We start from the raw sequence: 14832 nt of genomic DNA, 5'->3' as shown, positions 1-14832 counted from the left end.
TCACTTACTTGTTTATGATCTAAAGATATTATCCGTTTTTTTGCGGACCTCTTACACCTACGCAAGTGATCTTTCAGGTGTAAAATATTGATCGGATGTGACAAAAATCGATGAAATGGAACAATATCCGCACCAAACTGATCCTTTTTTTACTCCTTCCAACCTTAATTTGTATTATGGCGACGATGTATATCAGCTATTCTTATACAACCCAGTCGCTGAGAACACGGGCCGTAGATGAGAACAAAAACCTGCTTTACCAAGGCTCTAAAAATATTAACAGCCTGATTCAGGAGGTCAACCGGCTGTCGCTGAGCGTATACTCCGATTCGGATTTTTACCGTCTGCTGGAAGCCGGTTATGATGACCTGTCCTCTGATATTGCCATCTATAATTCACTCAGTTATATTTCCACTTCGCTGCCCGATATCTCACAGGTATACTTATACGGGGTCAAGGACAGCAAAGCCACGCTGATTACCGACAATACAACGCCCAAGCGCTGGCTGGTGAACATGCCTTACTTGGAATCCAACATTCCGGGCAGTTCTCCGGTAAATGTCCAGAGTACCCATCTCAGCAATGCTTATGGGCTGAATCTGCCTTTGATCCAGTTCACGCCTGAGCCTGTCTTTACCTTGCACCGCAGAATTGAGCGCATTCCTTCCTCGGAAGCACTCGGCTATCTGTCGATTGATGTCAAGCTGACGGCTCTTGCTGAAATTGTCGACCAGTTGTATGAACAGGATCAGGAGAAGACCTATGTAGTGGACAGTGACGGTATGCTGGTGTACGGCCAGGATGCAGGTTCCCTCGGCAAGCCGCTGAATGCAGCCTGGTACAGTAAGCAGATTGCTGTGAATGCAGAGGCTCAGGGTTATTTTGAGGAAGGCGGGTCCGTGTTCATTTATCAGAAGGTGGAAGGCACCGGCCTCAACTGGACGCTGGTCAAGCAGATCCCGGTGTCCTACCTGTTCCGTGAAGCTAAGGAAGCCGCAGGCATCAACCTGCTGCTCCTTTTCCTGCTAATGACCATGATTATTGCTCTAACGATCTTTATCTCCTTCCGGATTACAGCCCCGATCAAGCAGCTGACCCGGTATATGAATCAGGTGCGGACCGGAAATCTGGAGGTTGAGATCAGCCCGGCGGGCAATGATGAGATCGGTGTGCTGACCGAGCATTTCCGCAGCATGATGGATACGATCAACAATCTGATTTTGCGGGAATACCGGCTGGAGCTGTCTAATAAAACCAATGAGCTGAGGGCACTGCAGTCGCAAATTAATCCGCATTTTCTCAACAACACACTGCAGATTATCGGTACGCTTGCCCTTGAGATGAAAGTGCCGCAAATCTATGCCCTGCTGTCGGCGCTGGCCAAGATGATGCGTTACAGCATGTACAATGACGAGAAGATTGTCACCATTCAAAATGAGCTGGAGCATGTCAAAGCTTACATCGAGCTGCAAAAGGAGCGTTTTGAAAATAAATTCAGTTTCCGCTACGATATGGAGGAACCGCTGCTGAATGCACTGATGCCCAAAATGATCCTCCAGCCGATTGTTGAAAATTACTTCAAGCACGGCTTCAATCTGTCGCGCAGTGATGGGTTAATCGAAATTACGGCAGCCCGGCTGGCAACAGGACGAATGGAAATCATGATTCGGAATAACGGCAATGCCGTTCCTTTGGCGAAACTGGACAAGCTCCGGCAGGAGCTGGAGCAGCCTGCCCCGCTCGACGTCACCGCCGTGAAGAGCAGTGACAGCAGGCGGGATGCACCAGGTGCAGGAATCGGCCTTGGCAATGTACTCGCGCGCCTGCGCCTTGTCTGCGGGGATGACGCTGCGCTGACCGTGGACAATCTGCCTGAGGGCGGGGTCCTGATAAGACTGGAAATTGAAATACTAACGGAGAGTGAACGGATATGAAGGCGCTGATTGTGGATGATGAAGCGAGAGTCAGAAAGGCGGTCCGGCTGCTGGTCGACTGGGAAGCCCATCAGATCGATGAGATTCTGGAAGCTGGAAACGGCAATGAAGCCATTGAAGTGATCCGCGCTCAAAAGCCGGCTCTGGTAATCATGGATATGATGATGGAATCGGGGAACGGCATTGAGCTGATGACCTGGGTGAATGAGTTTGCCGGGAATACGAAGTTTATTGTCGTCAGCGGGCATAATGATTTTGAGTTTGTACGCCAGACAGTCCGGCATGGAGGAATTGACTATATTCTCAAGCCCATTGAGGCTGATGCCATCAATACAGCCGTCTCCAAGGCAGTTGCCGCCTGGCGCTCCGAGGAAGAAGAACGCAGCCGCCGGCAGCAACAGAGCATCCGGCTGAATGAGATCAAACCGATCTACGGGGAACGCCTCCTGTCGGCACTGATTGATGATCCCGTTACTTCTGAGACCTCACTCCGCCGGCTTGTCGCTGAGAACGTCATTCCAGGTAATGCCGGGTCCTCCCGGCTGATTCTTGTACAGACCGATGCGGGCAATAATCAGCTGCTCAAAAGATTCGGCGGAGACAGCGAGCTGCTCTATTATGCCATCGTCAATATTTGCAATGAGTTCTTGCAGCCCCGGAAGAAAGGGATCGCTTTCCGCTACTGGGGAGGGCCTCCGGAAATCGCCATCCTGCTATGGGATGTCCAGGAACCGGTGCTGGAGCTGATCAGCCGGATCAATCAAGGCATCTTCCGGACACTGCAGTTCCGGATGCATTTTGGGATCAGCAGTGCAGGCAGCCTGCCAGGCCAGCTTGCACGGCAGCGTTCGGAAGCTCTGGATGCCCTGATGCGGCGGAATCTGCTCCGGCATGAGGATTATTGCCACTTCGCTTCCTCTGCCGGAGAGCATAGTAGGGCTGAACAAGCAGCCGACGGCTCCAGGGCGATCTTCGCCCATGTCCAGGAGGACTGGAGGATGGCTGTTATCAGCGGGAATACGGAGGCTTTGTCCGCTGCCGCCCAGCACTGGATTGATGAGCTGAGCCGCGGAGGCGTGGTAACGCCGGAAATGCTGGGCTCCTGGAAAGCCGATGCCCTGCTGTTCCGCTCCCGGCTTGTACGTGAAGCACTGGGCGGGGAAGCCGATAGCGCCTTGGCTGAGCTGGAGCTGGCCGACCGGCACAATCCTGCTCCTTATGCCAACGGCTATTCCTTCTCGCTGTTCGCCTGGCGTGACTGGTCCTTTGCCTTAATGCAGCGCCTGTCGCAGGAGCTGTCGGTAAGGCAGATCAAAGAACGTAACCCGCTAACAGAAATCGTCAAATATATCGAGCAGAACTATCAGTCCGACCTGTCGCTGCAGGAGGTCGCCGGCAGATTCTATGTCAGCCGCGAATATGTCTCCCGCAAATTCAAGCAGGAATACGGCATTAATTTCTCCGATTACATCGGCAGCGTAAGAATCAATAAAGCCAAGCTCCTGCTGCAGAATCCGAACCTCAAGCTGTCGCAGATCTCGGAAATGGTCGGCTTCCACGATGTGAAGTACTTCAGTAAAGTGTTCAAGAAGCAGGTCGGCAGCTCACCGAAGGACTATCGTACACAAATCCCGCTATAACAGGCTATACGTTTTTAATTTTCAAATGGGGCTATTGTCCATACAGAAATGGGGGAAGGTGCATATCATGGGTCTGTAAGATGATAATGCGAAGGGGGTATAGCAATGAGCGGTTGCGCAAATGTAGGTGGTATGATTACTTCTACAACTACAATCCTGGTGCTTTATATTCTGCTGGTGATCATTCTTAAAACATTCTAAGTGTTGTAAGCCTAAAAAAGTAGAGCCTGCAAATGCAGGCTCTACTGGGAATTACGTGTACAATAAAGTGATAACAAGCAATTCGAACAGCACCAGCGCTAGAATCGCTTCATCGCTGCCCCCATAGAAGGCACGTTGTCCTCCATGACTCTGCACGCTCAAATATAAAATCCCTCTATCACAGCCCAAAATTCTTCCCGTAACCACCTGACCGTCAATTGTCTGCACCTGGACGAATTGGTTTACATGCTGTCTACATATACTGTGCAAGTGATGTCTAACCGATTTCATGGTTTGAACATAATTTTGATCTGCCTGATACAGCACTTTCGGCTGCATTCCCATTTGAATACCCATTTTGGAGGCACACTACCCTTCTGTTGAAAGTAATACATAGTATGCCTAGTAAGCTTGTAGCGTTCTCTTTATCTATTTTTCCCGTACCAAGCCAGAAAAGCTTCTGCTACCGCCTTGCCGGCGTTCCCGTTCGGATGCGGATCAAACTCATTGCTCATGTATTCCGGTTTAATTCTATGATCTGCCGGAGCCGGTTCAGACAGTACCGCAGCGATGTCGAATACCCGGTCCACCCCGGCCGGAGGGTTTGTGAGAATAGTGTCATTCACTATGCGCCAGTAGGTCTCCCGCTCTTCCGTGAAATTGAACGGCGGCACGGTGCTGAGGATAATCTCCGCGTGGGTGTTCGCCTCTTTAATCTTCCCGATAATATTCGTCAGGTCGCCAAGCAGCTCATCTGCCGTCCGTTTGCCGATATCGAGGTCGTTGACTCCGAGTACAATCAGTACCTCATCGCCCTGCTTAGCCTTATTCAGCCACGCCCCGTCCGCAGCAACGTCATAAGCTCTGCCCCAGCCTGAACCGATATTCCACAGTCCGTAATCCGTACCCAGCCCTTCCGCGATCCGCGCCGCCCAATAGCTGTAGGCATCCTTCTCCGTCCGTACTCCCTGGGTGATCGAATCCCCCAGGAACACCAGCTTCTTCGCCACCTGCTTCTTGTATCCGATATAGCTTGGCATAACCAGCAGCTTGTCCGATTCGGCAAAAGTATCTACAGATTCCTGCCCGGCCAGATGGCCGTCTGCATCATAAGCGGACACGAGAATACCTTCCACGTTGAACGGGAAGGACTTGCCCGGCGCGGCCGTTCTAAGGGTCCAGGTAAACGCCAGGTAATGACCTTCCGGCAAGTCCAGGCAGGCCTCGTCGCTCCAGAACATTTCACCCGCGGCGACATGCTTGCTCTTCTCCCCAGCAAAGGTAACAGGAACCTGTGAGCCCGGTGCTACCGCACCGTCCGGCACAAGTCCGCCGTCAGCGATGTACGCGGTTTCAATGTTCCACTCCCCGCCCGGTTCGCTGCCGCTGGCTTCCTGCCCCATATCCCAGGTGGAATCGACATTGTTGCTGTGCCAGAATTTCAGCGTCAAACTGCCGTTTTCCCGTAAGCGGATGTATGTCCGGTAGGTATGGGTGAACGTCTCTGGCGCATTCATAATATAATTGGCCGCAGTGGACAGCGCCGTGGCCGAAGAGTAGCCCGCTTCGCTGAGGACTCCGTTATTATCTTTAATGATCATAGTATTAACTCTCCTGTTCTGATGCGCAAAATATACTATTCATATGGCTCTTCCACGAAATCAGTACTAGACTTTTAATTCGCTCACAGTGTAAGGAACCTTACCTTCTGAGCTAAGCCTGCCTGATGTTTCATCGGGTTCGGAGCAACTACGTCTTACAGGTTGCCGATATGATGCTTCGGATTCGCCCTTTTGAGAAATTAGAGGGAAGAACGCCTACTAATTATGGATGAAACGCCTTTATTATGAGATTAAAGGGAATTTATCCCTATAATCTTCTCTCTACCCGCTTCCAAAGGGAATATCTCCAAAATTAGCGGGCTTAATTCCCACTAATTCCCTAAATGGTGCGTCGCTCATAGAAATAGAGGGATAGAATCCCTTTATTGGGATGTGGATTACTTTTATTATTTCTGTCAACTGTCAAGCACTGATGTTAGTGTTGAGCCATTCATAGATACTTTGTTTTTCTAAAAAGACTCCCTAATGAGCCAGGGACAATGAGTCCCCGGCCATTAGAGAGTCTGATACAGACGGTACTTATTTCAATGTAATCGTGAACGATACGGACTTGCTGCCGCCGCTAACTTGTACTGTAGCTTCATCTGCTTGCTCTGCGCCTTCTACGGAAGCGATAGCACCCAGATCCTTCACAGCAAATGTGAACGGTTTGCCGCTGCCTTCAGCAGTTACCTTAACGGTGCTGCCTGTGCGTGTAGCTGTCACTGTCAGTTCAGGAGCGCCGTTGATATCACGGACTTTTGCAGCTGTTGTAGCGCCGTCTTCCAGGGAGTACAGGCCGAATTTCACGCCGTCGGCAAAATCATAATCCGGACGGTTGTCGACACTGCCTGTGGCCAGCAGCGAGTTCTGGCGTACGAACAGCGGAAGGCTGAAGAAGTCATGCTTTTCTTTGCGCCATGATCCGCCTACTACTGTTTCACCGTTCAGCAGGTGAGTCCAGCGACCAGCCGGCAGATAGTATTTTACTTCGCCGTTCTCCTGGAAGATTGGAGCTACGAGCAGCTTGTCACCAAGCATGTACTGACGGTCCAGCACTTCGCAGGTAGGATCTTCAGGGAACTCCATAACCATGGCCCGCATCGAAGCCCAGCCTTCTTCATGCGCCTGGCCGGCTACATCATACAGGTAAGGCATCAGGCTGCATTTGAGCTTGGTGAAGAACCGGGTAACATCCACTGCTTCGTCATCGTAAGCCCAAGGCACACGGTACGAGGTGCTGCCGTGCAGACGGCTGTGGCTGGAGAGCAGGCCGAAGGCCAGCCAGCGTTTGAAGACATGCGCCGGAGCGGTGTTTTCGAAGCCGCCGATGTCATGGCTCCAGAACCCGAAGCCGGACAGACCGAGGGACAAGCCGCCGCGCAGGCTTTCTGCCATAGACTCGTAATCTGCGTAGCAGTCGCCGCCCCAGTGTACCGGGAACTGCTGTCCGCCGGCTGTTGCCGAACGTGCGAACACGGCTGCTTCATTTTTACCGAGCTTCTCTTCCAATACATCAAAGACCACTTTGTTGTACATCTGAGTGTAATAGTTATGCATTTTCTGCGGATCGGAGCCGTCGAAGTACACAACATCCGTAGGAATCCGTTCGCCGAAGTCTGTTTTGAAGCTGTCTACGCCCATATCCACCAGACCGCGCAGGTAACCTGCATACCATTCACAAGCCGCAGGGTTCGTAAAGTCTACGAGTCCCATGCCCGCCTGCCACAGGTCAGTCTGATACACGTCGCCATTGGCTTTTTTGATCAGATAGCCGTTCTTCTTGCCTTCTTCGAACAGCGGTGAACGCTGGCCGATATAGGAGTTGATCCAGACGCAGATTTTCAGGCCTTTTTCCTTCAGGCGTTTCAGCATGCCTACCGGGTCCGGGAAGACGCGCTCGTCCCACTGGAAATCGGTCCATTGGTATTCACGCATCCAGAAGCAGTCGAAGTGGAACACATGCAGCGGCAGATCGCGCTCAGCCATACCTTCTACGAAGGAGTTAACTGTTGCTTCATCGTAGTCGGTAGTGAACGAAGTCGTCAGCCACAGGCCGAAGGTCCATGCCGGCGGAAGCGCAGGCTTGCCGGTTAACGAAGTATATTTGCTGATGACCTCTTTGATCGTAGGTCCTTCAATCACGAAATATTCCAGGCTCTCTCCAGCTACGCTGAATTGGGCTTTTTTCACTTTTTCCGAAGCGATTTCATAAGAAACCAGTTCAGGCTGGTTCACAAATACGCCGTAGCCCTTGCTGGTTACATAGAACGGAATGTTCTTGTAGGCCTGCTCGGAGCTGGTGCCGCCGTCTTTATTCCAGATATCAACCACTTGGCCGTTCTTCACAAAAGCAGTGAAGCGCTCGCCCAGACCGTACACGAATTCGCCTACGCCGATGTCCAGCTCTTCACGCATGAACGTGTTGCCGTCCTGGTCGGTGATATAGGCCATCGATTTGTAACCGCTGCCTGTAATGCGCTCGTCGCCGCGATAGAAATCCACGGACCATTGAGTGCCTTTATTGATAACCACACGGAGTCCGCCGCTGACCAGCACGGTTTGGGCTTCGTTCTCTTCAATCTGTACATGGTCGCCGGTTCCCTTGGTCAATTCAAAAGCCGGACCGCGGTCGATCACGCCGTCATTATGAATGATCTTCACACCCACTACACCAGGAAGCGGGGAATGGAATTTAACGGTAAGGAGCGTGGAGTTCAGTGTAGCTGCGCGTCCTGTAATTGGAGTTGTTTGAGTGACTGCTGTCAAACCCTCGGATGTTTTTTCAACTACATAGTTCTGTACTGCGCCGTTGATGTTGATTCCGTCACGAACCAGCCAGAGGCCGTCTGTAAATTTCATGTGTGCACTTGCCACCTTTCAATTTGGTGTTTATAGTTGCATTATAACGATAATAAAACAACAAAACTAATAAAATATAGCTCGTTTATAACACTATTATGATATTTTAGCTAAAGGAGGCCTAGGAATGGACCGCACGTCCCAGCGTTTGCTCAAAGAAGACCGCGTACATGGTGATGTTATGTTTCCGCTGGCTGCTTACTGGATCGAACTTCCGGCCGGAACGCATGTCCTGGATACGCACTGGCATGAGGAGGCCGAGTTCTTTTTGCTGCTGGAGGGAGAGATCCTGTTTCAGGTGGACACCGATTATTTTCCGCTCCGCGCAGGTGAAGCAGTCTTTATCGAATCCGGTGATATTCATGCCGCCTACGTCCTGAAGGAAGGCCCTTGCCGGTTCTGTGCGCTCGTCTTCCACCCCGACCTTCTGGCGAGTGCCCAGTATGATACGATCCAGCAGAATGTGATTCTTCCGCTTCAGGAGAAGCGCCAGAGCTTCCCCCGTCACATTACGCCCGCTGTTCCCTGGCAGCAGGAGCTACTGCACCACCTGGAGCGGATGATGGAAGCATATGCTAATAAAATGCCCGGATTTGAAGCCTTTATGAAAGGAACTTTGCTCATTATGCTCTCGCAGATTGCCACCCCGGACCGTTCCGTGAACCACAGCCAGTCGGAGAGCGCTGATTCGACCAAGATCAACCGGCTCAAAAAGGTCATTCTGTATATCCAGGACAACTATCAGGAGCCGATCCGCACCCGCGATCTGTCTGAGCTGATTCCGATGAGCGAGGGCCAGTTCTGCCGCTTCTTCAAAGCCATGACCCGCAAGACGCCCGTCGATTATATCAACTCCTACCGCATCCGCCAGGCGGCTGACCTGCTGCAGCAGAGTGAACGTAAAATATCGGACATCGCGCTGGAGGTCGGCTTCGATAATGTCAGCTATTTCATTAAAGTGTTCCGCAAAGCGATGAAATGCTCACCCTCAGAGTTCCGCAAAGGGGCCGCGATGGGAGCCATGCAGGGGGCCGGACAGGGGCAGCTGTATCCTTGAGGGCAATGAGGCTGAGTTTAACTGTCCAACTTAACGAATTCGTGTAGAATAGTTCTTGCAGCAACCATTTAAAAAGGTGGGAGAAACCTTGAATCTATTTAAGCTAATAACTTCAGTTATCCTATTACTCAGCTCCTTAACATCTGGTGGTGCAGCAGGCAGCTATGATAACTCCATACACAAGCATCCTCTGGCGTCTGACCAAATCACAGACCCCTCAATGCGTGAGATCCGTATGATGCTGAAAGAAGCGGGGCTTGGACAATATTGGGATGAATTGAAATATCAGATTCTGCCCGGATTCTACATGGTCCCTAAAATGACGGATGAAGCGGATATCAAGCTGGGCGCCAGCAAAATCGGGGGGCATCCTGATGTACCCTCAACTTTTCAATGGCCTTCGTGGAAGACGCATCCCATGTCGTTTGTCGCTCAGATCAATCTGGAAGAGTTCCCGATGAATCTGGTGAACCCGGAGTATCCGGCTACCGGAATTCTCTACTTCTTCTACGTGTATGATTATGAGGTATGGTATAACGACGATTATGATTCAGACATGATAAATAATAATGTTGTGTACTATGTCCCAGAAACTGCAGAACTGGTTCGGATGAAGCCGCCAGCATCGTTATCGGAAGAGCAGATATTCAAATCTGCGCTGCTCGAAAAAAAGCTTGAATTAACGCTTCCCGATTCAGATTATCTGGAAGCCAACCATCTTATGACAAACAAAGCCGACTTGAACCGTTATTCCCTGGAGTTCAAACCGGATTTCATGAATACTTACGACCGTGGGATCGGATTTCGTTTCCTGGGCCATATGTCAGCGCTGCAATACGGAGGCCATCCCAGCGATGAAATTCTATTATTCCAGGCTGATTCTAATGATGAAATCGGAATGGAATGGGACTTATCCGGATTATTGTATTTTTTCATCAAAGATAATGATTTCAAGAAATTATTCTTCGAGAATGTCTATACGTACCGCGTGGGGACGTGAAATCAAGGGCTGAACTGGATTTATTACCGCCCTATCCTGCCTTTGCTCTGCTTACAGATTCCCCGATACGTTTAAGTTACCTGTAAGGATGGCCCGGCTGGTTTCGGCCGAATATATCTGGAACTCATCTAACTGCAGGCTGTCCTGACAATGCTTTATTGCATTACCATTCTACTTACAGGAGGCAGAACCCCATGAACCAACATGTCACTATGCCGAGTGAAGTACAGGAGTATTTCAATGCCATTAACCAGTATCAGACTGAGGCTTTTATCGGTTTGTTTGCTCCCGGTGCGACCGTGAAGGACAACGGCAAAGAAATTCAGGGCAAAGACGATATTCAGGCTTGGGCAGAATCAGAAATTTTCTCCAACAAAGTCCGATACACCATATCGGAAATTATGGAAGCCGGCGGAAGCACCGTTGTGACTGCAGAGATGGAAGGCGAGTTCAACAGGAACCGAGTTCCCGCACCGCAGCAGTTCAGACACGAATTCAAGGTGCTGGACGGTAAAATCAAATCACTCCTAATTACGCAAATCTAACCGGATTGTACTCATCCGCAGCAACAAGGGAGCCGCATACGTGCGTCTCCCTTTTGTTATACCCGCCATTATGCCGGAGCACTTCAGGCCGTACGTTCTATTAGAGTAAGTCAGCCCGCCTCATGTCCTTTACGGATCACTATAAAGCAGGTGCTGTCCGGCAAAGCCGTCTCATTGCCGTGCTCATCCATGATAACGACCCGTTCCTGAAGTGCCAGCGTATAGCCTTCCTGCAGATAGTGTCGGAACACTTCAATCTGCGCCTGCTCTCCCAGATGATCCCTGATAAACTTCACATACTGCTCGGGTGTAAAATAACCAAACTGCTCCTGGACCTCGTGGATGTAGGCTTCTTCACCCCATGTGTAGGTGTACAGAAATTCCATGGCATCGTTCACAGGCATCAGCACCTCCTGCTCACCGACCACCTCATACCGGATTTTGCGTCCGGCAAAATCTTCGGCATACCGTTCCAGCCATGCCAGTCCGCTCTGTTCCAGAAACCGGATTCTCCGCTGCAATGCCTCCGGTTCAGTCATGATCCCGTCCCGGATAATGATCCTACCGCCATCGGCAAGCACCTCAAATGCGCTTACCAGCGCTGCGGCTACCGTCTCAGACTTAAATTTCACGCCATTCATCGGCACATACGAATACAGCTCATGGAGGATAGATGAGAAAATCACCGTATCCACGCTGCCCGTCTCCACAAAATCCTTCAGGTTCAGCGCATCACCCTGCAGCACCTCCCAGCGGCGTCCCTCCCGCTGTTTACGCTGGCGCAGCGCTTCCACTACATTACTGGATATATCAATGCCGACCGGAGTGACAGCGGGCATCCGCTCTTCAATCAGATCAAGCAGCACCCCGCCGCCCGGACCGATATCCAGCACCTTGCTGCCGGTGACATAATCGAGAATAACGGCTTTATAATCAGCCGTATCGTTCATCTGGCTCAGGTAGCTATCCTCGTTATGGAAACGGTCGAATGCGTCGCGCCGCAGATCGAACAAATCGAATAAGAGCAGCACCGCCCGCTCGTATAGTGCTGACTTCTCGGCTTCAATGCAGAATTCAATCAGCTTCTCTGCGGCGGGGGAGAATTCAAAGTCAAAAAACACCGTATCCGGCAGATGTCTCTTGCGCCGCAGCCGGTGAATCAGATGGGGGTTCCCGGAAGTGCTGTTTCCGGCGGCAATATCCTGCCAGCTAAGCTCAGACAGATACTTTTCGATAATCCGTTTCTTATATACGTTGATTTTTTTAACGCCTTTATAGTCATAGTAGATTGAATTCATGACGGCTTCAAAGCTGATATGGTTCAGGCCGCTGATGCCGCTGCCGTGTGCGGCCAGCGCCAGCACTTTAAGAAATTGCTCCAGCGAGAACGTCTGCAGTGCCGACTCCACATACCAGAATGTTACCGGCTGCATGGCTTCGAGCAATGCGGAATCCATGCCCTCCTGCTCCAGCCTGCTCCACTCCGCTGCGAAGTCCTCCCCCCGGGAGATTGGACCGGAGCGCATGCGGTGCAGCCGCTCCTTCATTGGCAACGGAGTGTCCAGACTTCCTGAAGCGATCAGGGCGATCAGCTCCATCACCTCACTGCGCACCTCCTGCCACAGTACCGGCGAGACAGCACCAATGATGCAATGATTCAGCGCAAACAGCAGGCGCTCCAGCTCGTCAGAGGTCAGCAGCCCCTCCTCGACCATAACGGCCAGCGGGCGGTTAACACTTGGCGGAACCTCGCCGCGGATCTGCTGGCCGAGCAGGCCATGCGTTTCAATCAGCCGGTGCACAATCAGAATCTTCTCTGCGTGCGCGACACCTGCCGCCTTAAGCAGCGCCGCCTGCGGACCGGAGACTACAGCGGCTGCATTGCCTCCGGCATGCTGCCAGTACAGCTGCGCTGACCCTATATTGTGGGCAAAACAATTAATGCCCTCCTCCTGCCACTTCCGGCGCTGGCGGGAGGTTCCGCCTTTGGCCGTCTCCGACCAGACCAGCGTCTCTTCGGCTAACTCCTTAATCCAGTAGGATAACGGCAGACTATCCAGCAGCCGCAGACTCCGTTCCACATAGTCCAGCACGGGATTCCGATGGTCCAGCTCCCGCAGCGATTCCACGCGCTCCAGGTTGACTATCGGCATTTCGGCCTGAACAATATATTTCAGCCACAAATGCTCCTCCTCCGGCAAATAATCCCCTTCACGGTAGGCTTCAATAGCCTGCAACGATTTAAGCATCCTGCACCTCCTGGTATGATAATCTCTTATTTGATTGGCGAATGTGGATAGGAACCTATTAGTACGTAAACCTTAGCCTGTTATACTACAAACTGATGAAAGCTGGTAAGCTTCATTTCCGGCGGTCCAATAATTATACAAAAACCGAATGCAAAGGGCCGCCTCCTGAATCGATTGTACACGATTACACTAGATTCAGGAGGCGGCCGCATGGATAAGTCTACCATGTTTCTAACCCTGTTACAAAAAACACAGTACCCTTACAGGAGGTTGTATCCTCATTCTCCCATAACGGTTATGCAGGGCACAGCATGTGTATCACCTTGGAAGCTTCCCATCAATGAAACAAAAAACAGACCAGACAAAGGTTACCCTGTCTGGTCTGTTTTGTATTTTTCAACCTTAATCATTTCCTGTAAAAATGGCTTCAGCAATAGCCTCACTTGGCTGAAGCCTGACCGCGCGGAGACTACCTTTCGTTGCCGGTCAGCGTCTTCACCCAGACTTCCTCGTCGCCCTCACGTTTCGATTCATGGGATTGTGTCGCTTCCTGGATGTCGCCAAAGCCCCAATAGGTGGCCGGTACATCAGGGAACTGCGGCTCAAGTCCTGTCAGCGGTCCGCGGTACAGCATCCGGTTAATCATCGTTACTGCCTCAGCCCGCGTAATTTTCAAATCCGGCTTGAACGTCGCATCCGGGTAGCCTGACAAGAATTTGCTGTTATAGAGCTGCTCGATGGCATTCGCTGCCCAGTGGCCGCCAAGATCGGTAAAGTGCGCCGAAGCGGCCGCCGTGAGGTCTATCTTCAGGAACTTCGCCATAACCGCCGCGAGCTCGCCGCGTGTTACCGGAGCTTCCGGACGGAAGGTGCCGTCTGCATAGCCGCTGAAGTAGCCTTGGCTGGTGGCGATCAGAATATAGTGCGCCGCCCAGTGGCTGCCCGGCACATCTGTGTATGTCGAACTGCTGCTGTGGGGCGCGTTCTCTGTCAAGCGGGCAACAATCGCCGCCAGCTCAGCGCGCGTCAGACTTTTCGCCGGTTTAAACTGCCCGTCAGGGTAACCCAGGATGTAGCGTTCATGCTTCAGCTCGCCATACCGGCCTGAGAATACCTTCAGCTTAGCAGAGGAGGCTGCTTTTGCCGGCTGTGTCTGGCTGCCGGCAGACAGCGCTGCCGTTACCTCGTACTCCTGCTCCGCCTGGCTGAGCTGCGGCCACTTCACTTCAATCCGGTGCGTGCCGCCCTGGTTCGGAGCCAGGGTACCGACAGACCACGTTACCGTATTGCCGGCTACTGTTCCGCCGTCCGCATTTACGACTACAACGCCTTCCGGCAATGTCACCGTAACCGTGCCGCCGGTCAGTGTTCCGTTTCCGGTCTGGGCGTATTCGACCGTAATGGCCGAGGTCCCTCCCTCTTCAATCAGGTTCCGGTCCAGACTGACTGCTACCACTGGTGTGATGGCTGTAATGACCGGTGCCGAACCGGGGATGGCGGCTGCCCCTATCGGATTCAGCGAGATATCGTGGCGGACAATTTCCAAATCGACCGCGATTGTCGGACTGGTATAGGTCTCATAGCCGGACTTGGTCACAACCAGATAATAATCCGTATGCGGATAGACCATGTAGGCGTACAGACCCTGCGCGTCACTGATTTGCTCGGGGCTCGCATTGTCGTTAGGTGCAAAGCCCGGGATTGCCGGCAGCGTTACAGGCTTACCGCCCTTGCTGCCGTTGC

General features: G+C 51.9%; 11 protein-coding genes. 6 read left to right on the top strand and 5 right to left on the bottom strand.

Annotated features, from left to right (window positions below; genetic code table 11):
* The first annotated feature begins 176 nt into the window (after positions 1 to 176).
* From AQR02_RS00265 to AQR02_RS32940, 3 genes are all read left to right on the top strand, one after another.
* A complete protein-coding gene (locus AQR02_RS00265) occupies positions 177 to 1934 on the top strand; it encodes a sensor histidine kinase (RefSeq protein ID WP_245236994.1) in 1758 nt (585 codons plus the stop codon).
* Positions 1931 to 3574 (top strand): helix-turn-helix domain-containing protein, encoded by a 1644-nt coding sequence (locus AQR02_RS00260; RefSeq protein WP_054938882.1) that lies wholly within the window; start codon positions 1931 to 1933, stop codon positions 3572 to 3574. The genes AQR02_RS00265 and AQR02_RS00260 overlap by 4 nt, the downstream gene beginning before the upstream one ends.
* 105 nt (positions 3575 to 3679) lie before the next feature.
* Entirely contained in the window at positions 3680 to 3775 is a 96-nt protein-coding gene (locus AQR02_RS32940) for a YjcZ family sporulation protein (protein WP_209444101.1), read from the top strand.
* A gap of 51 nt (positions 3776 to 3826) precedes the next feature.
* On the opposite strand, the gene AQR02_RS00255 is transcribed toward AQR02_RS32940, so the two are convergent.
* The 3 genes from AQR02_RS00255 to yicI form a co-directional block, all read right to left on the bottom strand.
* Entirely contained in the window at positions 3827 to 4132 is a 306-nt protein-coding gene (locus AQR02_RS00255; RefSeq protein ID WP_054938881.1) for a hypothetical protein, read from the bottom strand.
* A 68-nt stretch (positions 4133 to 4200) separates the two neighbouring features.
* Positions 4201 to 5376, bottom strand: a complete 1176-nt coding sequence (locus AQR02_RS00250) for an SGNH/GDSL hydrolase family protein (protein ID WP_054938880.1) — start codon at positions 5374 to 5376, stop codon at positions 4201 to 4203.
* A gap of 540 nt (positions 5377 to 5916) precedes the next feature.
* Positions 5917 to 8238: an alpha-xylosidase gene (gene yicI / locus AQR02_RS00245; protein ID WP_054938879.1), complete on the bottom strand. Its 2322-nt coding sequence runs from the start codon at positions 8236 to 8238 to the stop codon at positions 5917 to 5919.
* A 127-nt stretch (positions 8239 to 8365) separates the two neighbouring features.
* Here yicI and AQR02_RS00240 point away from each other — a divergent pair, with 127 nt between their 5' ends.
* From AQR02_RS00240 to AQR02_RS00230, 3 genes are all read left to right on the top strand, one after another.
* Positions 8366 to 9295 (top strand): AraC family transcriptional regulator, encoded by a 930-nt coding sequence (locus tag AQR02_RS00240; RefSeq protein ID WP_054938878.1) that lies wholly within the window; start codon positions 8366 to 8368, stop codon positions 9293 to 9295.
* 220 nt (positions 9296 to 9515) lie between these two features.
* Positions 9516 to 10295, top strand: coding sequence for a DUF1963 domain-containing protein (locus AQR02_RS00235; protein ID WP_159067649.1), 780 nt, complete (start codon positions 9516 to 9518; stop codon positions 10293 to 10295).
* Between the two features lie 194 nt (positions 10296 to 10489).
* Positions 10490 to 10840, top strand: coding sequence for a nuclear transport factor 2 family protein (locus tag AQR02_RS00230; RefSeq protein ID WP_054938876.1), 351 nt, complete (start codon positions 10490 to 10492; stop codon positions 10838 to 10840).
* A gap of 110 nt (positions 10841 to 10950) precedes the next feature.
* Here AQR02_RS00230 and AQR02_RS00225 read toward each other — a convergent pair whose 3' ends face one another.
* A complete protein-coding gene (locus tag AQR02_RS00225; RefSeq protein WP_054938875.1) occupies positions 10951 to 13089 on the bottom strand; it encodes a class I SAM-dependent methyltransferase in 2139 nt (712 codons plus the stop codon).
* Positions 13090 to 13558: 469 nt separating this feature from the next.
* Positions 13559 to 14832: S-layer homology domain-containing protein (locus AQR02_RS00220; RefSeq protein ID WP_148449039.1), on the bottom strand; the 1274-nt coding region annotated here is incomplete at its 5' end.

The sequence above is a fragment of the Paenibacillus ihuae genome (genome assembly GCF_001368795.1).
In the GTDB taxonomy this organism is placed as follows: domain Bacteria; phylum Bacillota; class Bacilli; order Paenibacillales; family Paenibacillaceae; genus Paenibacillus_AQ; species Paenibacillus_AQ ihuae.
Note: the sequence above shows the minus strand (reverse complement) of the source record. Positions and strands in the feature narration are given on the sequence as shown.

What these genes read in the sequence shown, in the direction of transcription:
- AQR02_RS00265 (WP_245236994.1), top strand. Translation starts at nt 177, where the DNA reads ATGGCGACGATGTATATCAGCTATTCTTATACAACCCAGTCGCTGAGA.
- AQR02_RS00260 (WP_054938882.1), top strand. Translation starts at nt 1,931, where the DNA reads ATGAAGGCGCTGATTGTGGATGATGAAGCGAGAGTCAGAAAGGCGGTC.
- AQR02_RS32940 (WP_209444101.1), top strand. Translation starts at nt 3,680, where the DNA reads ATGAGCGGTTGCGCAAATGTAGGTGGTATGATTACTTCTACAACTACA.
- AQR02_RS00255 (WP_054938881.1), bottom strand. Translation starts at nt 4,132, where the DNA reads ATGGGTATTCAAATGGGAATGCAGCCGAAAGTGCTGTATCAGGCAGAT.
- AQR02_RS00250 (WP_054938880.1), bottom strand. Translation starts at nt 5,376, where the DNA reads ATGATCATTAAAGATAATAACGGAGTCCTCAGCGAAGCGGGCTACTCT.
- yicI (WP_054938879.1), bottom strand. Translation starts at nt 8,238, where the DNA reads ATGAAATTTACAGACGGCCTCTGGCTGGTTCGTGACGGAATCAACATC.
- AQR02_RS00240 (WP_054938878.1), top strand. Translation starts at nt 8,366, where the DNA reads ATGGACCGCACGTCCCAGCGTTTGCTCAAAGAAGACCGCGTACATGGT.
- AQR02_RS00235 (WP_159067649.1), top strand. Translation starts at nt 9,516, where the DNA reads ATGCGTGAGATCCGTATGATGCTGAAAGAAGCGGGGCTTGGACAATAT.
- AQR02_RS00230 (WP_054938876.1), top strand. Translation starts at nt 10,490, where the DNA reads ATGAACCAACATGTCACTATGCCGAGTGAAGTACAGGAGTATTTCAAT.
- AQR02_RS00225 (WP_054938875.1), bottom strand. Translation starts at nt 13,089, where the DNA reads ATGCTTAAATCGTTGCAGGCTATTGAAGCCTACCGTGAAGGGGATTAT.